Source organism: Paenibacillus sp. Y568, from assembly GCF_059445545.1.
Window position 1 is genome coordinate 1 of the sequence record NZ_JCAIUM010000007.1, and the last position, 18,610, is coordinate 18,610.

At 39.3% G+C, this 18,610-nt stretch carries 21 protein-coding genes and 2 pseudogenes; 16 read left to right on the forward strand and 7 right to left on the reverse strand.

Annotation, left to right across the window (positions count from 1 at the left end; genetic code table 11):
• Positions 1-116: 116 nt before the first annotated feature.
• Positions 117-257, reverse strand: a complete 141-nt coding sequence (locus tag AC1D7X_RS11240; RefSeq protein ID WP_495475342.1) for an SDR family NAD(P)-dependent oxidoreductase — start codon at positions 255-257, stop codon at positions 117-119.
• A 193-nt stretch (positions 258-450) separates the two neighbouring features.
• Between AC1D7X_RS11240 and AC1D7X_RS11245 the strand changes: the two genes are divergently transcribed.
• From AC1D7X_RS11245 to lpxA, 8 genes are all read left to right on the forward strand, one after another.
• Positions 451-1,656 (forward strand): MFS transporter, encoded by a 1,206-nt coding sequence (locus AC1D7X_RS11245; RefSeq protein WP_495455344.1) that lies wholly within the window; start codon positions 451-453, stop codon positions 1,654-1,656.
• 308 nt (positions 1,657-1,964) lie between these two features.
• Complete coding sequence (locus AC1D7X_RS11250; RefSeq protein ID WP_495455345.1) at positions 1,965-3,134, forward strand: glucose-1-phosphate adenylyltransferase; 1,170 nt, start codon at positions 1,965-1,967, stop codon at positions 3,132-3,134.
• Positions 3,131-4,234 (forward strand): glucose-1-phosphate adenylyltransferase subunit GlgD, encoded by a 1,104-nt coding sequence (gene glgD / locus AC1D7X_RS11255; RefSeq protein ID WP_495455346.1) that lies wholly within the window; start codon positions 3,131-3,133, stop codon positions 4,232-4,234. Before AC1D7X_RS11250 ends, glgD begins: the two co-directional genes overlap by 4 nt.
• 173 nt (positions 4,235-4,407) lie before the next feature.
• A complete protein-coding gene (locus AC1D7X_RS11260) occupies positions 4,408-4,917 on the forward strand; it encodes a mismatch-specific DNA-glycosylase (RefSeq protein ID WP_495455347.1) in 510 nt (169 codons plus the stop codon).
• Positions 4,918-5,001: 84 nt separating this feature from the next.
• Positions 5,002-5,439, forward strand: a complete 438-nt coding sequence (locus AC1D7X_RS11265; RefSeq protein WP_495455348.1) for an RrF2 family transcriptional regulator — start codon at positions 5,002-5,004, stop codon at positions 5,437-5,439.
• Between the two features lie 189 nt (positions 5,440-5,628).
• Positions 5,629-6,279, forward strand: coding sequence for a nitroreductase family protein (locus AC1D7X_RS11270; RefSeq protein ID WP_495455349.1), 651 nt, complete (start codon positions 5,629-5,631; stop codon positions 6,277-6,279).
• Positions 6,280-6,441: 162 nt separating this feature from the next.
• On the forward strand, positions 6,442-6,528 hold the full coding sequence (locus AC1D7X_RS11275; RefSeq protein ID WP_495475343.1) for a hypothetical protein: 87 nt from the start codon (positions 6,442-6,444) through the stop codon (positions 6,526-6,528).
• Positions 6,529-6,760: 232 nt separating this feature from the next.
• Positions 6,761-7,537, forward strand: a complete 777-nt coding sequence (gene lpxA / locus AC1D7X_RS11280) for an acyl-ACP--UDP-N-acetylglucosamine O-acyltransferase (RefSeq protein WP_495455350.1) — start codon at positions 6,761-6,763, stop codon at positions 7,535-7,537.
• Positions 7,538-7,623: 86 nt separating this feature from the next.
• Here lpxA and AC1D7X_RS11285 read toward each other — a convergent pair whose 3' ends face one another.
• Positions 7,624-8,073 carry a DinB family protein gene (locus AC1D7X_RS11285; protein ID WP_495455351.1) on the reverse strand — a complete coding sequence of 150 codons (450 nt, stop codon included), beginning with the start codon at positions 8,071-8,073 and terminating at the stop codon, positions 7,624-7,626.
• Positions 8,074-8,268: 195 nt separating this feature from the next.
• Between AC1D7X_RS11285 and AC1D7X_RS11290 the strand changes: the two genes are divergently transcribed.
• A complete protein-coding gene (locus tag AC1D7X_RS11290) occupies positions 8,269-9,261 on the forward strand; it encodes a cation diffusion facilitator family transporter (protein WP_495455352.1) in 993 nt (330 codons plus the stop codon).
• A 59-nt stretch (positions 9,262-9,320) separates the two neighbouring features.
• Here the strand turns inward: AC1D7X_RS11290 and AC1D7X_RS11295 are convergent, their stop codons facing one another.
• Together AC1D7X_RS11295 and AC1D7X_RS11300 are read right to left on the reverse strand one after the other, a co-directional pair.
• Positions 9,321-10,193, reverse strand: coding sequence for a DegV family protein (locus tag AC1D7X_RS11295; RefSeq protein WP_495455353.1), 873 nt, complete (start codon positions 10,191-10,193; stop codon positions 9,321-9,323).
• A 34-nt stretch (positions 10,194-10,227) separates the two neighbouring features.
• On the reverse strand, positions 10,228-10,656 hold the full coding sequence (locus AC1D7X_RS11300) for a hypothetical protein (RefSeq protein WP_495455354.1): 429 nt from the start codon (positions 10,654-10,656) through the stop codon (positions 10,228-10,230).
• A 170-nt stretch (positions 10,657-10,826) separates the two neighbouring features.
• On the opposite strand from AC1D7X_RS11300, the gene AC1D7X_RS11305 reads away from it, so the two are divergent.
• Complete coding sequence (locus tag AC1D7X_RS11305; protein ID WP_495455355.1) at positions 10,827-11,207, forward strand: DUF423 domain-containing protein; 381 nt, start codon at positions 10,827-10,829, stop codon at positions 11,205-11,207.
• 74 nt (positions 11,208-11,281) lie between these two features.
• Here AC1D7X_RS11305 and AC1D7X_RS11310 read toward each other — a convergent pair whose 3' ends face one another.
• Positions 11,282-11,839: a hypothetical protein gene (locus AC1D7X_RS11310; protein WP_495475254.1), complete on the reverse strand. Its 558-nt coding sequence runs from the start codon at positions 11,837-11,839 to the stop codon at positions 11,282-11,284.
• A 199-nt stretch (positions 11,840-12,038) separates the two neighbouring features.
• On the opposite strand from AC1D7X_RS11310, the pseudogene AC1D7X_RS11315 reads away from it, so the two are divergent.
• From AC1D7X_RS11315 to AC1D7X_RS11330, 4 genes and pseudogenes are all read left to right on the forward strand, one after another.
• Positions 12,039-12,158: pseudogene (locus tag AC1D7X_RS11315) on the forward strand (YunC family protein); the annotation flags it as partial.
• A 616-nt stretch (positions 12,159-12,774) separates the two neighbouring features.
• The gene (locus AC1D7X_RS11320; protein ID WP_495455357.1) at positions 12,775-12,966 is read left to right on the forward strand and encodes a helix-turn-helix domain-containing protein; all 192 of its coding nucleotides are present in this window, start codon (positions 12,775-12,777) and stop codon (positions 12,964-12,966) included.
• 63 nt (positions 12,967-13,029) lie between these two features.
• Positions 13,030-14,142 (forward strand): site-specific integrase, encoded by a 1,113-nt coding sequence (locus AC1D7X_RS11325; protein WP_495455358.1) that lies wholly within the window; start codon positions 13,030-13,032, stop codon positions 14,140-14,142.
• A gap of 66 nt (positions 14,143-14,208) precedes the next feature.
• A pseudogene (locus tag AC1D7X_RS11330) lies at positions 14,209-14,409 on the forward strand (DUF1805 domain-containing protein); the annotation flags it as partial.
• Between the two features lie 71 nt (positions 14,410-14,480).
• Here the strand turns inward: AC1D7X_RS11330 and mtnA are convergent.
• The gene (mtnA, locus tag AC1D7X_RS11335) at positions 14,481-15,575 is read right to left on the reverse strand and encodes an S-methyl-5-thioribose-1-phosphate isomerase (protein ID WP_495455359.1); all 1,095 of its coding nucleotides are present in this window, start codon (positions 15,573-15,575) and stop codon (positions 14,481-14,483) included.
• Positions 15,572-16,804, reverse strand: coding sequence for an S-methyl-5-thioribose kinase (gene mtnK, locus AC1D7X_RS11340; RefSeq protein ID WP_495475255.1), 1,233 nt, complete (start codon positions 16,802-16,804; stop codon positions 15,572-15,574). Before mtnK ends, mtnA begins: the two co-directional genes overlap by 4 nt.
• A gap of 280 nt (positions 16,805-17,084) precedes the next feature.
• On the opposite strand from mtnK, the gene AC1D7X_RS11345 reads away from it, so the two are divergent.
• Both AC1D7X_RS11345 and sufC read left to right on the forward strand, forming a co-directional pair.
• Positions 17,085-17,546, forward strand: a complete 462-nt coding sequence (locus AC1D7X_RS11345) for a Dps family protein (RefSeq protein ID WP_495455361.1) — start codon at positions 17,085-17,087, stop codon at positions 17,544-17,546.
• A 279-nt stretch (positions 17,547-17,825) separates the two neighbouring features.
• A complete protein-coding gene (sufC, locus tag AC1D7X_RS11350) occupies positions 17,826-18,605 on the forward strand; it encodes a Fe-S cluster assembly ATPase SufC (protein WP_495455362.1) in 780 nt (259 codons plus the stop codon).
• Positions 18,606-18,610 lie beyond the last annotated feature (5 nt).

The window sequence follows — 18,610 nt, forward strand, 5'->3', positions numbered from 1 at the left end:
TGACGGGATGGTTTCAGGATACATGGTTCCGTCATTCCCATCCTCGGTTGTAAAGTTAGATTTCATTTCATGAAATCTCTGTTTTTTCGCGCTGTAAAGCGCTTATACAGAACTTGTCATACTGCCCCGTTAGCTTCAATTATACGTTTTCTTTCTTCCGCATGTTTCGGAGTGCGATCCAGCAGACATACCGTTGCACCTTCTTTGGCGAAACGGTTGGCTGTTGCCTGCCCGATTCCTGACCCTCCACCTGTTATAACAGTTTCTGAGCGTTACTTCTTATATATTTGTACCCTTGAACAGAATAATGAATCGAAATCGGACTTAATAGTATAGTGATTCCAGCAGGATAGGAGTAGAATAGTACCTAATGTTGCCAATTGTGATGGGAATCTTTCATATGACATACGAGAAGCAAGCTACATCAAATACGATATGAAAGGAGTAAACATGACATTTCTATGGAAAAGGAACTTAGTTGTCCTCTGGGTGGGTGTGTTCTTTTGTAGCACAGCTTATTCAATATCCATTCCCTTTCTTCCCATATTTCTGAATACGGAACTTGGAGTGGAAGCGAATATAGAGATTTGGTCAGGATTGGCATTCGGAATCACCTTCCTAGCTAGCGCATTGATCTCTCCATTCTGGGGTTCTCTAGCAGATAAGTATGGGCGTAAGCCGATGTTGATTCGGTCAGGGTTTAGTCTTGCGGCATTATACTTATTGAATTATTTCGTAACGGATCCCTATTGGTTCTTAGGAGTAAGAGTGTTGCAGGGGTTACTCGCTGGGTTCGTCCCTGCGGCAATTGCGTTGGTGGCAACAAATACACCAGAAGATAAGACGGGGTATGCATTAGGAATTATGTCTACTGCTGGAGCAACAGGAAGTATTCTGGGTCCCCTAATCGGAGGATTTGTAAGTCATTATTACGGAAATCGGAATGCATTTCTATTCTCTAGCATCATCGTATTAGTCTCCGCGTTGATTGCGACCTTTTTTGCCAAAGAACATAATTTCGATCGTAACGCTGTCCGGTCTCATGTTAGGGACGATCTGAAGATGGCGGCGAAGAACACCACATTTATGACTTTGATGGGGCTCGTATTCATTACAACATTCTCGGTTATGATTCTGGAACCTCTCATTACGGTGTATGTCATGGACATGGGGGTTGCGAAGGAGAATGCTTCACGTACTTCAGGAATTATATTCTCTGCTGTTGGGATCGCAACCATTATCATGGCTCCGCAGTGGGCGAGAATAGGAAGAAAGATTGGATACGTGAAAGTGTTATTTCTTGGACTGATCGGCGGAGGTCTAGGGAATATATTGCAGTTTTTTGTGACAGGTTATATCGGGTTCGGAGTACTTCGATTTGTGTATGGGCTTTTCTTTGCAGCCGTGTATCCAACTATTAATGCATTGATTGTAAATGTAACAGATTCAAGTTTTCGCGGTAGGGCATTTAGCTTGAATCAATCTGCTTCTCAGATGGCAACGATGGCTGGACCGATTATTGGTGGATTGTTAGGGACGTGGCTACCTATTCGGTGGATATTTATTATTAATGGTGCAGCGCTAATCTGTTCTGCGCTTCTTGTGAGATCAAGAATGACGAACCGTCAAGTCACCCCATCTCAAACAGAATCTTAGACGCTCTAATCATAGACCCTCCACAGAGGAATAGCGTATATATGCAAAAATATGTCTGGCAGGAGAAATACACACTGCCAGACATATTCATGTCCACTTTTTCATATACATAGAATGATCTTAAGTCGAAGAAACTTAACATCAATCAATGCACATAGAATGATCTTAAGACGAGAACAAGCTTAGTTAGTCATATCTATCTTTCCTGCAAAGCTCGTATTGATCTCATAGGTTATTCAATAGGGACGTACTCAGATGGCTGTGATAAGCCAGACAAGCATTCGTTTCTTGAGAGGGAGGGTCATGTGATGAAGAATAAAGAATGTATTGCCATGCTGTTAGCTGGAGGCGAGGGTAAACGTTTAGGGAAGTTGACTAAGAAGATTGCTAAACCTGCGGTATTCTTTGGAGGTAAGTACCGTATTATTGACTTCACGCTTAGCAATTGCACGAACTCAGGTATAGATACAGTGGGTGTCTTAACGCAATATCATCCTCAAGCATTGAATCGCTATATCGGGATTGGGAAGCCATGGGATTTGGATCGAAAAGAAGGTGGCGTATCTATTCTTCCACCATTTATCAAGCGAAAAGGTGGAGATTGGTACAAAGGAACGGCAGATGCCATCTATCAGAACATGGATTATATTGAACAATACAACCCTGAATATGTCCTCATTATTTCCGGAGATCATATTTATAAAATGGACTATGAGCGCATGTTACGTTTTCACAAAGAACAGAAGGCAGATGCCACCATCGCTGTCATTGGTGTAAGGTGGAAAGAAGTCAATCGATTTGGAATTCTAAGTGTGGATGACAACCATAAAGTGACTGATTTCAAAGAGAAACCAGAAGATTCTACAAGTAATCTTGCTTCTATGGGCGTGTATATTTACACATGGAAGACACTGAAGCAATACTTAGAGAATGATGCGGCCCAATCGAAGTCAAGTCATGATTTCGGTAAAGATATTATTCCTGCCATGTTAGAGGATGGCATACAGTTAACAGCTTATCCTTTCGAAGGATATTGGAAAGATGTTGGGACCATTGATAGCTTATGGGAAGCGAATATGGATCTATTAGATGATGAGACAACATTGAATCTACATGATCGCAAATGGCGAATCTACTCACTTAATCCGAATCAACCACCACAATATATCGCTGAATCCGCAGTTATTTCTAACTCCCTGGTGAATGAAGGTTGCATTGTATTCGGGGAAGTGAACCATTCCGTCTTGTTCTATGGTGTTGAGATTGGAAAAGGGAGCGTTATTACCGATTCTGTTATTATGCCTAACGCTAAAATTGGAGAGAATGTCACGATCTATAAGGCCATCGTTGGTGAGGGATCCATCATTGGGGATGGTAGTGTTGTGGGCTCACCTGATAGTGAGGAAGTCACGCTAGTAGGTAACCATGAATCTATTCCTTCAGAGTTTCTAACCGTAAAGGAGCAGATGGGGATATGAAGAATGTGATGGGAATTATAAATATGGTGAATGAACCAGATCAGTTAGAAGAGCTAACGTATCACAGGAATATCGCATCTGTTCCATTTGCGGGACGGTACCGTCTCATTGATTTTATTTTATCAAGTATGGTTAATTCCGGTATAACAAATGTGGGCATATTCACACACACGAAATATCGCTCATTAATGGATCATTTAGGGTCAGGGAAAGAATGGGATCTAGATCGTAAAAGATCAGGTTTATTTATTCTTCCTCCTATGAAAGAAGGGCTAGACTCAACCCATGGGGATTTACATACATTAAATGCACATAGAGATTATCTACATCGAAGTAGTGAGGAGTATGTGTTGATCTCTCGTAGTTATATGGTCTGCAATATTGATTTCAATGGATTACAGGAATTCCACAATGATACTAAGGCGGATATCACCATATTGTATAAGGACTCAAGCGATATTGACTCATTCTCTACTCGAATTGGGATGGATGATAAAGGTAAAGTCACTTCGATGTGGGAACCGAATGCATCACCACATGGGGATAAAGTATCCATGGAAATGTTCTTTCTGAAGAAGAGTTTATTGCTAGATTTAATAGAAACATCGTTGGCAGAAGGTCACCACAGTCTCATGAAGGATGCGATCCGGGCGAATATTGGTCGTTTGAACATATATGGATATGCGTATCAAGGATATCTAGGTATTATTAATACGTTGAATAGCTATTACAGGCATAGTATGAATCTTCTAAACCCGAATATCTGGAGAGAGTTGTTCTTTAAGCCAGGTCTTATTTATACGAAAATAAAAGATGAGCCTCCAGCTCGACATATTGCTGGCGGACATACAAGTAACTCTATGGTGGCAAACGGATGTGTTATTGAAGGAACCGTGGAGAATTCGATTCTATTTCGTGGAGTCCGTATCTGTAAAGGTGCATCTGTGAAGAATAGCATTGTTATGCAGAATGGGATCATTCATGAGAACACGTCCATTGATCATGCGATTATCGATAAGGATGTTATAGTCAAACCTGATAGAACATTAATAGGACATGAACGTGCGCCCTTCGTTGTTGTGAAGAGAAAAGTAATCTAATCAATCAGAAATGAATGAATACAGACCGACCATTTCCTTTATGAAGGGGAATGGTCCTTTCTATGTGTTGGATTTTTTCATAAAGGGTAATGTATTTAGAAGAACTGTTAGGGAATTTGCTATTTCAATCTTGGTCAAATACAATATTAAAAATGTTGTGGAAGGTGGGTCTTATGTCAGAAATTCCAGATCATCTAGATTATGGCCTGTCTATCTTATTTATCGGGTTTAACCCGAGTATCCGTTCAGGGGAAGTGGGTCATCACTACGCAAATCCAAGAAATAACTTTTGGCGAATTCTATATCGTTCGGAGTTAACTCCACGGCTATATGATCCTTCTGAGGATGGAGATCTCCTCCAATTAGGGTATGGCTTCACGAACATTGTCTCTCGACCTACGAGAGGTATGGATGATATTACTCGTGAAGAATATGCGGAGGGACGCGAGATTCTTCGTGCTAAATTAAATAAGTATCAACCGAAGGTTGCTTGTTTTGTAGGTAAGGGAGTGTATACAGAATATAGCCGTAAGACGAAGGTCGGATGGGGATTCCAACCGGAATCCGTCGTGGATGAAATACATGAGTTCGTTGCTCCTTCATCTAGTGGTCTTGTACGTATGTCTATGGATGAGATCGTGGAGATCTATCGTCAACTTACCACTTTTATCGCTGACAGATGAAAGCATCGACCAACCATATAGACGAAGCTTATAGCATTTGTTAGAATGATGATGCATTATAGCGTGAAATGAAGGGGTAGATCAATGATGGTAAAAGAGCGAGTTACAGGGTCTCCCCAGTACAAGTCATTCGGTCTTGCAGTACAGGCTTTAGTAGTGCTAGCTAATAATCAAGGGAATACTTGTCCCAGTTGTTATATTGCGCAGTCTCTTCATTCCGAAGCAACCTTGTTAAGAAGAATACTAGCTAATCTGGTAAGGGAGAACATTCTAGGGACACGTGAGGGCAGAGAGGGTGGATATCTGCTGAAAAGGGATCCTAAATTACTCACATTGGCAGAGGTATACATTGCGCTTGAGGTAGGGACTGCGAAATATAAAGCCATGATAGATACGACTTGTGAGAATGAATTAGGAATTCGATTTAGAGCTGATTTCACAGAAATACTGAATGAAGTGGATCGAAATATATTGGAGACATTCAAGAAATATACAATCGCAGATTTAGCACATAAAGAATAGTGTTGACAGCCGTTATTTGTTTGTTCTATACTGTACATTATAAAGTAACAGTTAGTAAATGGATCATTCAGGGGATGCGGTTTACGAATTTGTATCCTCATACGGAGGAACATATTTTTTTGGATTTAACTGTGCTTATATTTACACAGAAACACATAAATAGATAACAATGGATATGGAGGCGTTACAATGACGAATAATGGATTACAGGTGGAGAAGGATTTCGATACGGTTATTAGAGAAAGACATTCAGTAAGAAAGTACGATGCAACATGGAAGATGACAGAAGAGGAGATTAAGGAGATTCTGGCAGATGCTATTCTAGCACCTTCTTCTTCCAATCTACAACCATGGAGATTTATCGTTATTCAAGATCCAAGTTTGAAGGAGAAATTACTTCCGGTTGCATTTAACCAACAACAAGTTGTTGATGCTTCCGCAGTCATCGCTGTGATCGGCGATTTGGAAGCTTATCAGAATGTCGAGAAGATTCACGGACTTGCGGTTGAAGCAGGAGTGATGACACCGGATATTAAAGATATGATGGTGAAGAACACTATGAACACGTATCCGAATGCTGGTGCTGAGAAACTGAAAGAAATCGCATTGGTTGACGGTGGATTAATCTCGATGCAACTTATGCTTGCTGCCAAAGCTAAAGGATATGATACGGTACCTATGGGTGGCTATAACGAAGAACAATTCAAACAATTATTTGATATTTCCGATCGTTATAAGACCGTTATGTTAATTGCCTTAGGAAAAGCAGCAGTAGAAGCACGGCCATCCGTTCGTTTACCACTGGAAGATGTGTCATTCTGGAACGAGTTTAAAAATTAATAGTCCGTCTTCATATCAATAATTTAATATATAAATAAATGCTTCTTACCATACGCGACAAAAGTTAAATCCGACTTTTGTCGCGTTTTTGTGTTGTGTTCATGTCGAAAAATGTAGGCCTAAAGTAGGTTTTATTGTTTTCCTCTTCTTTAATGTTCCCAATTGGAAGGTATAAACTATAAGGTTAAAGAAGAAGAGGACGAGACTTTTATGTTTTATTGTAAAACCTTTGAATTTGAAGTTTGTTAGATTTCTGAGAGTACTAGAATTGTTTATTATGGCCTTGGGATTATTCCCAAGGTTTTTTATTGATTTTCTAATGTAGCGTATTCTACATTTTAACTTCCTAAAAATTGAAATTAAAACTATAATATTACATACAAACGAAAGAAAGATTATGTCGAAACAAATCGCATTAATCCTAAAAACGATTCGATTATATTCTTATTACTCAAAATAATTATAAACGGAGGCAGACTGTATGTTACATTCCACAGCAATTATTCATCCTACAGCATTAATCGGAAATAACGTTGAAATTGGTCCATATTCTATCATTGAAAAAAACACAAAAGTGGGAAACGGATGTAAAATTGAAAGTCATGTTCGAATTGGCAGCAACACGACAATTGGCGAGAATAACCGCATATTTCAAGGGGCTATTATCGGGGGTATTCCTATGGATTTGAGTTACGAAGGACAAGAAACATATCTTACTATTGGGGACAATAATGTTGTACGAGAATATGTGACAATCAGCAAAGGAACGATTAAAGGAGGCGGGGTAACCAAAGTAGGAAATGATAATTTCATTATGAATTTTGTACATATTGGTCATGATACAGCAATTGGAGATCACTGTGTTTTTGCTAATAACGTTCAAATTGCTGGCCACATCGAAATTGAAGATTATGTGACTATTGGTGGTTGCACTGCCGTTCATCAGTTTTGCAAAATCGGCCAATTATCGATGATTGGCGGAGTAAGTGGTGTAACGAAAGATATTGTACCTTACGCTTTAGCTAATGGAACTCGAGCAAGTATTTATGGGATTAACATCGTTGGATTGAAACGAAAAGGGATGAATCAAGAAGATATCCGAATTATTAAACATATTAATAATCTTTTATTCCGTAATAAGTTGACGCTCCCTCACGCGATTGATGAAATTCAAAATTTACCTCCGTCCAATTTTAAAGAACATACACTTCATTTTTTGACTAGGTCTGAACGCGGTATTGCAAAAATGAAATTATAGAAAACTTAGTTTTATTTTTTTACAAAGCAAAAACCAGTCCATTACGTTGTTCGCAAAGGACTGGCTTAAAGAGATCAATCTACATATTACATGAAGAATGGAAGTTCGGTCACACCACCCATACGAGCGTAGGTGAATAATTGACCTTTATGATGTACTTCATGGTCGAGTGCATTGCTTAGGAATATATAAGCTGGTGCTGTATTTCCGAAGAATGTGACTTCTTTTTGCAGATGTTCTTCTGTGATAGAAGAGAGCAATGAACTCGTAGATTCAGTGTAACGGTGTACGAGGGTACGTACATCCTCTAGTGTATTCCACTCGTCTTTGGACTGAGGAGGTGTAAATTCGCCGCGAACTATTGAATTAGTAAACATTTCGGTAGAAAGGGCAATATGAAGAGCCAGCTCGCCATAACTCATTCCGCCTTCCCAAGGCTTGTACTGAACTAGCTCACTGTGATCCAGCTCAATTAGTTTATGTAACACTTCACGGTGTTTCTTCCACCGACTCATAACATCGTTCATTTCTAACATTTATAATCCTCCTGTATTCTTGCATATGATATAAGTAAGATGGTAACGAAAATAAAGCGGAATTGCAAATAATGATGTAGTGGGAATGAAAAAACAATAATCCAGTATTTTCGAAAAAATGGTATGATCCAAGAGAGGTATTTTTAGTACATATTGTAGAATCTAGTTCGTAAAAAACAAACCATAGGAGGAATTATGAAACAAGGATCATCCACAGAAGGTAAACAAACCCTCTGGCAGCTAGTTAAAAAAGGAAACAAATCATCTGCTATTGCTATGACAGGTAATGCATTACTCGCGGGTATTAAAACGGTTGCTGCAACAATGAGTGGTAGCGGGGCAATGTTTGCATCGGCTATGCATTCCTTTGCAGATGCGATTAACCAAGCTTTTGTATTTATCGGTAGTGTCCTTTCGGAGAAAAAGCCTACAAGACGTTTCCCAACCGGCTTCGGTCGTGTCATCAACATCTTCTGTATGATCGCAGTCATTGTCGTAACGGTCATGGCGTATGAGACGATTCTCGAGGGGATTCATCTAATCCAGCATCCAGTGGCGAGTGGAGGATACTTTTGGTTAAGTGTGGGAGTACTCTTAGTTAATATTATTATTGACGGGACTATTCTTTTTAAAGCGATGAAAGAAATCCTGCATGAGGCTCGCGTTGAGGCGAAGGGCTTCGGTATTGTTTCTGGGGCATTTAAAAATGTAAGTCGTTCAGCACCCCCAACAAGGCTTGTATTCTATGAAGATATGGTAGCCGTGACGGGAGCCTTACTTGCACTAATAGCGATCGTTGTCACTTCGTTCGTAGCTTCACCTTATTTGGACGGTGTAACGACCATGCTAATCGGGTTACTTATGGTTGGAGTTGCATTCAAGGTAGGTTACGACAATATGATTGGTCTAATTGGCGTGGCAGCACCCCTAGAGATAGAAACAAGAATCTCAAAGATTATTCTTCAAGCAGCACATGTGAAGGATATTCATTCTTTACGTATTCTACAAGAAGGTCGATACTACCATATAGAAGGCCTGATCGAGCTAGAAAAGGGTCTTACCCTTGCCGATGCAGATGATATTAAGTTCGATGTTAAAGGTCTATTGTTATTAGATCCGGACATCGCCGATGTTACGTTAGGCATTATAGAGGATGATGATCTACAGACCTGGATTGTCAGCGAATAAAATTTTAAAGCGATAATCGATATGACAAACCCCTGACGTTCATTCGTCAGGGGTTTATTTTACACTACTACGTTATTCACTGTGAGAGGTTGCTTCGAATACATAATGCCGATCGTTTGTGGTCCGCAGTGGCTACTAATAACACAACCAGCAGTAGATAAGTCAATCTTAGCATGCGTAACCTCTTGGAGACTTGCTTGTAAGAAGAGAGCATCTTCTTCCGCGAGAGAATGAACGACAAGGATGTGATCTTGATCCATAAGCTCTTTCTTGTCTATCGCATTTTGTAAGAGTTGTTCTATAGCCTTTTCACGTTTACCGCGGACTCGAATCGTAGGTGTCATTTTACCTTCGGCTACTTTAATGATTGGACGAATCTTTAGTAGGCTACCAATGATGTTCTGCATGCCAGAACAACGTCCACCTTTGTAGAGATATTCTAGGGTATCAACAACGAACTCCGCTTCAATCTCAGGTCTCACAGACTCGAGAAGAGTTACAATGTCTTGCAATGACTGTCCTGCTTGAGCTGCTATAGCTGCTTTCTTCACTAAAAGTCCAATGGCAGATGATAAGTTCAATGAATCAATAACTGCGATCTGGTCAGATGGATATTCACCTGCTGCAATGAGGGCATTCTGGTATGTGGAGGATAGTTCTGAAGAGAGGCTTATAAAAAGAATCTGATCCCCTTGTTCTATGTACGGGTTGAAGGCTCTCATGAAGTCAGCCGGCGAAGGGGCTGCTGTCTTAGGCAATTCTCCACTTTCATTGACTCTCTGATAGAGATCAACAGGAGTGATGTCTATTCCATCTCTCAGGGACTCTTCTCCAAATACAACATATAACGGAACAATGCCGATGTTGTATTCCTCAATCCAAGACGTAGGCAGATCACTAGTACTGTCAGCAAATATTTTAATGGATGGCATATTATAGTAATCTCCCTTTTACATTCGTGTTTCTTTAAGTAGTTGAACTAATGACAGAAATAACAAAAAACGAGGCTATGCTTAATAAAATAACACCATTAAGAATTAAACCTAGTATTGCGAATATTTTCTTTCTATTTTTAAGTGATACTCCAACAATCCCCAGAATTAAGCCAATTACGTTCATTAGAATGAATAAGATGACCACTAAGACTGCAATTCCCAATTTCTGTACTATATTGTCGTTGGTAGCTAAGGCGTTACTTTCAACATCTAAAATGGGTGAGATGAGGGCGCCAATTAAGGCGACAGATACAATGTAACCTAACAGGCTGACCATACTTAGTACAAAAGATGCAATTCCGGGACCCGAATGCTTTACAATAACAGGTGGATCTGAAAGGATCGGGTTAAAGAATGATCCTTCTGTACCAGATGGTTGCTGTGGTTCGTTTGAATGCATGGTTGTTCCTCCTCTTAGAAATATTCACAATACTATTACTTTTCCATATTTGAATAGAAAAATCAAGGATTGTTATATTGTGACCTGAAAGCTATGAAGTGGTAAAGGTGTGGGGGATGAGGTATTATAGCGTAAGAATAACTGATATATGATGAAGGAGCTGAAAGAAGTTGCAAAGGACATTTGCTAAATGGGGAGCGATTTTGATGGCTCTATCTGTAGGGATTGGGGCTTTTGGGGCGCACTTATTAGAGTCAAGAATAGGTGAAGATGCATTAGGGGTATACGAAACAGGGGTTCATTATCATATGATTCACGCACTTGGACTTCTATTGATAAGCTTGACGGTTGGTCAATGGGGTGAGTCAAAGAGCCTCAAATGGGCAGGTTGGTTATTAATTGTTGGGATTATATTGTTCTCGGGCAGTCTTTATGTGTTAAGTATCACTGGAATTAAAGTGCTAGGGGCTATTACACCTCTTGGTGGTGTAGCATTCATCGCGGGCTGGTTATGCTATTTCTCAGCTTTCTTACAATCCAAGAAAGTATAATCTTAAAGAAGAGGACCCTCAAGGATCCTCTTTCTTTTATCCATGATGAGAGTTAAATGAAGAGTTTATTCATCCTATTTATCCGTAAAAGAGTCAATTTCGTTAAGCTTAAACGAATATACTTGCTTCTCGTCCACATGGTACACGTTAATATATTGTTGTTCTTCATCGAAATTTAATATTCGACATGGAATGTCTAAATGTTGACCTTGCCGATTGGCAGTTAGACGTACGAGACGATTGTCTTTAATACAAGATTTAATCCATGCTCGGGGATCTTTGGGATGTTCTGATGTTGACTGTTGTTTGTTCTTGTTTGTTGTAGTGGATGCTTTAGCAGGAGAGGACGCTTGAACTAAGTCTTTTTTATTTGTATTACTATTGTTACTTTCAGAAAGCTGGGAGCTTAACAATTCATTTTTAGGAATGGCGACCTTATTCTTGGATTGAAGAAGTTTATCTATAGTCTCGCCTAAGGTAATTCCAGACTGAATTTTGAAATCCATAACTTGGTTGTTTCCGTTCAGGATTTCAATTAACAATTGAAGAGCTTGAGCGCTGGAATCATCTTTGATCAATATGTCGACGTTGAATAAATATCCATTGTTCTCGTAAATTTGTTGTTTATTCATAATTCCTCCAGCTTATCAGTGAAATGTTACCTATGTTATCAACTATACCATTAAAATGGAAATAAATATAGTCCTAATGTCGTAGGACTAAAGTGGAAAAAGTACATAATTCGACAAATTACGCAGTTTTGTCTAAGACACTCTCTTGTCTTAGATTGCATACACATAATGTTGAGACAGATTAGAGGAGGTGTCTACCATAATTAATATTGTGCCCATCATTATCGAGGGGATAACTGTGACTGGAGTTGAAGTAAAACTTCCCAAAACTACACTCTTAACCATTAATACTTCTAAGGGTTATATCATGTGTGGTGCACATCATATATGTTATTTCTGGGAAGGTTGATAAACATTGATTACTTCATGATGGAATCCATTTAGGACAAGCTTTAGGGTTATTGCTCATTATCCATTTAAATTTATGATCTAAAAGTGAAATAAAGTGGGATTCACTCTTTATTGTGACCGAATCTGTGATTTAGTGAATGCAATTGAGACCACATGAAATCTTAAATGACATCTAAGTTTATTGACATTAAAGGTGTGGTAAAATAACCTACTAGTGATAACGAAAATTAAAATTATATTTATATATAACATCAAAAATGGGGAGTGTACAGCATGATGAATTCGGTATTTTTTGTTGCGGGTATGGCTTTAACTGGAATTTGCATTGGAGGTTTAATTGTGGTTTTTAAATCTAGATTTAAGAAGTAAGAGGGAAGCGATCGAATAACATTTGAAGAAAAAGAACAGATCTCTTTCATAAATAATAAAATCAGAAGGTATCCTGTTCCCGTGTGTATTCACGGGATTGGTGTACCTTCTTTTTTTACGTAATAGAGGTTAAGAAAACTGCATTTCAGGTACCTATAATTAATGTGGTATCGGACAAATTCATGAATACATAGAAGTAAATCAGAGGTGATCGTATGGAAGTGAAAGATAAGAAAGTGTTACTTGGTATTAGAGAGATCATGTCGAGAACAGGATTTGGAAGAGAGACTGTTAATGACATTATGGACAGCGGAGAGTTATATGTTGTGAAGGTTGGTAAACGCCAGTATGTTCATGAAGAGGTCCTTGATAAGTGGCTTAAAGGTGAGGATAGGAGAGATGACTGATTTAGAAAATAAGTCAGATCTGACTCCGTATCATTTGGTCATAAGAATGGAGGGGATTGTAGGATGGCTGCACCTACTAGAAACCCAACGACAAAAAAGTGGGACTTCGTCTTCGACTACTACGTGGGAGGAAAACGAAAACAGGTAAGAAGAAGAGGCTTCGATACGCAACGTGAGGCCAATAAAGCAATGATCAGTTTACAAAAAGAAGTGCAAAATGATGAATATGTGCAGAACAATCAGCAAAAAGTAGGCCCTTTTATGACTTATTGGCTAGATCATGTGAGGAAATTGGAATGCGATGATACAACCTTTTACAATAATCAATTGGTTTTGAAGAATCATATTATTCCTCGCATTGGTGACATCAAGCTACAACACTTAGACCCGTTGACTTGCCAAAAATTTATTAAAGGTATGCATGACGATGGCTACGCTAGAAACACTATTGAGCGGGTGGCAACGTTAATAAAGCAAGCTTTAGACACAGCCATTATTTACAAATATATGAAAGAAAATAATATGAGGAAGGTTACTTTACCAAAAAAGTTGAAACGAGAACTAAACGTATGGACCCTTGATCAAGTAAACCATTTCTTGAATTTCACTAGAACAAGAAGATACTACTGTGTTTATGCTCTGGCATTACTAGCTGGAATGAGACAAGGAGAGATTCTGGGATTGAGATGGAAGGATATTGATTTCGAGAAGAAAACAATAGCTATAAACCAGACGCTAACTCACTATGGGAAAAGTCTCAGTCATGGAGCGAAGACGATATCAGGGAATAGAACGATATCTATTCCTTCACAATTAGTTGAAGTACTACGAAGACAGCGAAAGGCTTACGAAGCACTCAAACAGAGACTTGGTCCAGCATTTGAAGATATAGATATCGTAATATTCAACTTAAAGAATGGGAAGACGATTTACCCCTCTAACTTAACAAAGACTTGGTTGAAAGATGTTAAAGAAGCGGAGTTACCTCATATTCGCTTTCATGATATGAGGCATACGCATGCAACAATGCTGATTCAGCGAAATGTGAACGTGAAGATCATATCCGAGCGACTGGGACATTCAAAGTCTAGTATCACGCTAGATGTTTACAGTCATGTGATACCTAGTATGCAACTCGAACTAGCAAACACGATTGAAGAAATGATTACATTGTGACCGCATTGTGATTCCAGGGTCATAAGATGTTCGAATACGCTGTAGGCATGGGGTTTCTTGATACGTTATCTCGTTCGTGGTGCTCTGGATGTTGGATTGTTGAATACACGACTGTCTGATCGTCAGATCATCGCTGGAAGAGCTGTTGGTGTAAAAACGCTTCAAGAGCTATTGGATGCACCCCTTGAATCTGTTACTTATGAAGCAGAGAAGTTGGGTATTACCCAAGGAATTACGGGAAGAGAAGCTTTACTGAAAATGGTGTAACCTGGTCACATTCAAAAGACCAATTCGTCAAGGCGAATTGGTCTTTTATGCTGAATGAAGATGTGTATGGGTTATTTCGAAAAAATAGCAGCTAAATTTTCTTTGTAAGGTGCTTGGATGATCCCTTTTTCCGTAATAATAGCTGTTACATATTCGTTAGGAGTGACATCAAATGCAGGGTTGTACACTTTGATATCTTGAGGTGCAGTTCGTTTGCCGAATCCTTCGGTTATTTCTTCAGCAGGTCTTTCTTCAATCGGAATCTCTTCACCTGTCTCGGTATTTAAATCAATGGTAGAAAGAGGACAAGCTACATAAAAGGGAATTCCATGTGCTTTGGCTAGTACAGCTACACTGTAAGTGCCAATCTTATTCGCTACATCTCCGTTTGCAGCAACTCGGTCTGTACCGACGATGACAGCTTGGATCCAGCCCTTGGCCATCACCATTCCAGCCATATTATCGCAAATAAGTGTAACATCAACTCCAGCTTGTTGTAGTTCAAATGCGGTAAGTCTTGCGCCTTGAAGAACAGGGCGAGTCTCATCAGCATACACTTTTAAGTGAATTCCTTGTTCATGGGCAAGATACATTGGAGCAAGTGCCGTACCGTATTTCGCAGTAGCGAGCCCACCAGCATTACAATGGGTTAGTACGCCCATACCATCATGGAATAATGGGAGTGCATGTTCACCAATCAGACGACATACTTCTTCATCTTCTAATTGAATTGCTTGTGCTTCAGCAAGAAGTGCTTGATTCCGTTCATCAATGGTATGTCCTTCTTGGGTAAGTTCTGTTGCTCTATTCTTCATGCGATCTAGCGCCCAGAAAAGATTCACAGCCGTTGGCCGTGAGGTTGCTAGATAATGGCTAACCTTAAGAACATGATTCAACCACGTATTTGGATCGTCATTAGTGGGTTCACTAGGGTTGTCGCTGTCCAGGGAAATCTGAGTTCCTAGAACGACACCATATGCAGCTGCAATACCAATCGCTGGAGCACCGCGTACTTTCATCGTATGTATGGCATCCCAGACTCCTTCTGGGGTATAAAGGTCCAACATAACAATGGATTCAGGAAGTAATCTCTGATCTAGAAGAACGAGATGATTGTCTCTCCATGTTAGAGAAGATAGAGGTTCAGAAGTATCTGTCGGATTCATGTTGTAGCTCCTTGTCTAGTAGGTGTTGGAATCGTTTCTTGTATGATCCGTAACAATTCTTCAACAGAAGATAGTTGACGATGATTTAGAATGAGTTGTTTCCCAATAGCTAGAGCCTTACGCTGTGCAGCCTCTTTCAATTCGTCATTTACGATCGTATCGATATCAGCAACGTGAGCTAACCCTACAATGCGTCGAATCATTTTGCAACCAGCGAATCCAACTGTATCCTGAAAAACCCGTGTAACGTACATATCTTGATATCCCGGAGTGCGTGCCATTAGGTCTTGTATATCTGAATTCCACAATGTCCTGAACTTAGATTCGAATTCTCTCCAGACGTTCTCAATCATAAGTAGCAGTTGTGCTTCCTTCGCTAGAACTGCGGACTCCGTATCATTCCAACCGGGTTGTGCAACATAATTTAGAACTAGATTAGCTAGTACAGCACCAATATCGAAACCCATCGGACCATAATAGGCAAATTCCGGGTCAATGACTTTTGTGGATGTTGGGGTAATAAAAATACTGCCGGTATGTAAATCACCATGAATAAGCGCTTGAGATTGGGTTAGGAACTTTTCTCTTAGCAAAGCTATCTCTAAATGAAGGTCCAAATTGTCACGTAAATTCTGAGCTTCATCTTCAATGTAATAGGGATAATTATTGTGTTCTGAGATATGATAAGGATCCTCAAAGATCAAATCCTCCGTAATTTTACATAAGTCTGGGTTGATGAATTTCTTGGATTGTTCTTTTTTTGCAACGGGATTTAGGTATAGATCTGATGTGTAAAATAGTGAAGTAGCAAGGAACTCTCCGATATGTTCAGCAAATAGAGGGTATTCCTCTCCATTAATTAAACCTTGTCGCATAATCATGTGATCACTTAAGTCTTCCATGACGGTGAGTGCAAGATCTTCATCATAAGCAATGACCTGAGGGACGCGTCCTGGACAGAGTGAATATTGTTTCTGGAGTGCTTCTCGTTCGATTCTAGCGCGATCTAAAGATAATGGCCAAGATTCACCTACGACTTTTGCATAAGGAAGAGCTTGTTTGACAATGATACTCTTACCGGTGTTTGCGTCGGTAATGTGAAATACTAAATTCAAATTTCCGTCTCCTATTTCACGACAAACCAGAGTGGATTTATCAGAGAAGAAATTAGGTATTTCCTGGACGTAAGCGATAGCTTCCTCATTATTCAAGGGATGATATGTGGACAAACGGATTCACCTCCGGCGAGTTTAAAATAACGTTATCCCTACTTGTTAACTGGGTATAATTTAGTATAACGGAATTTAGACATAATTTGTACATTTATTTAAATGAAACGTGACGTTTGATGTTTCATCACATGGGTAAAGGGGGTAAAGTATAGATAAGCAAGCGGGCAACGAAATATCCGAGATTCACTAATAACGACATCCTAATGCAGGTCACTTGCTTGTCATTTAGTATACAGACAGGTTTATACCATATTAATAGAAAAGGAAGGGATTTATCATGGCAAAAACAACTTCAGCTACTCAAAAAACAACATTAGAACAGGTTCTAAATCAACAAGTTGCGAACTTAAATGTTCTATATGTGAAGGTACATAACTATCATTGGTATGTACGCGGAGATAAGTTCTTTACATTACATGTGAAATTCGAAGAATTGTATAACGATATTACGTTAAAAATGGACGAGGTTGCTGAACGACTATTGACCATCAAAGGAAGTCCAGTTGCAACAATGAAAGAATTCCTAGACATTACAACAATTCAAGAAGCTGACGGTAAAGAAGATGCAAGTAAAATGGTGCAGAATCTGATTGAAGACTTTGCAACCGTTGCAGAAGAACTTGAAGAAGGAATTGATCTTGCGGAGAATTCTCATGACCATGTGACAGGAGATCTGTTGATTACGATCAAAGGTGACTTGGAGAAACATATGTGGATGTTGCGTTCTTTATTAGGATAATTTCGCTAAATATAGCGCATATTTATAGAAGATGGGCTTGGCTGAAATCTCAGCCAAGCCCATTTTACTTATAAGATGCCTTTTTTTGCTAAACGGTCATTGACGAATAGGGTTGATAAAAATGTTCTTTCGTATAAAATTAATGAGAATCATTGAGAATCAAATGGATTTAGTTTAGAATAAGTATAAACAACATTACTCATGCTTGAAATTGGAGAGTCACTCCATTTCAAATATAGTTACAGAACAAATATCAGAATACCGGAGGGAATAATAAAAATGACTACAAATTTCGTCATTGAAGGACTTAAAGCATCAATCGAAGGAAAAGAAATATTGAAAGGGATCAACCTGGAAATGAAAGGTGGAGAAATCCACGCAATCATGGGTCCAAACGGTACAGGTAAGAGTACATTGGCTTCTGCTCTAATGGGACATCCTAAGTATGAAGTAACGGCTGGAAAAGTATTGTTGAACGGTGAAGATGTTCTTGAGATGGCAGTTGATGAACGTGCACGTGCTGGACTATTTCTTGGTATGCAATATCCAAGTGAAATCAGCGGTGTAACGAACTCCGATTTCCTTCGTAGTGCCATCAATGCACGTCGTGAAGAAGGAAGCGAAATTTCACTTATCAAATTCATCCGTCAAATGGAAGCGAAGATGAAAGAACTTGATATGAACCCTGAATTCCTACACCGTTATTTGAATGAAGGTTTCTCTGGTGGGGAAAAGAAACGTAATGAAATTCTACAAATGATGATGTTAGATCCTAAACTTGTTATTTTGGATGAAATTGACTCAGGTCTTGATATAGATGCACTTAAAATTGTAGCCAATGGCGTTAACGCTATGAGAAGCGAAGACCGTGGTTTCTTAGTGATTACCCATTACCAACGTCTATTGAACTACATCAAACCTGATTTTGTTCACGTTATGATGCAAGGTGTTATTGTGAAATCTGGTGGTCCTGAGTTGTCTGAACGTCTAGAAGCTGAAGGTTACGACTGGGTTAAAGAAGAATTGGGCATTGAAGACGAAACAGTAGGTCAAGCGTAAATATA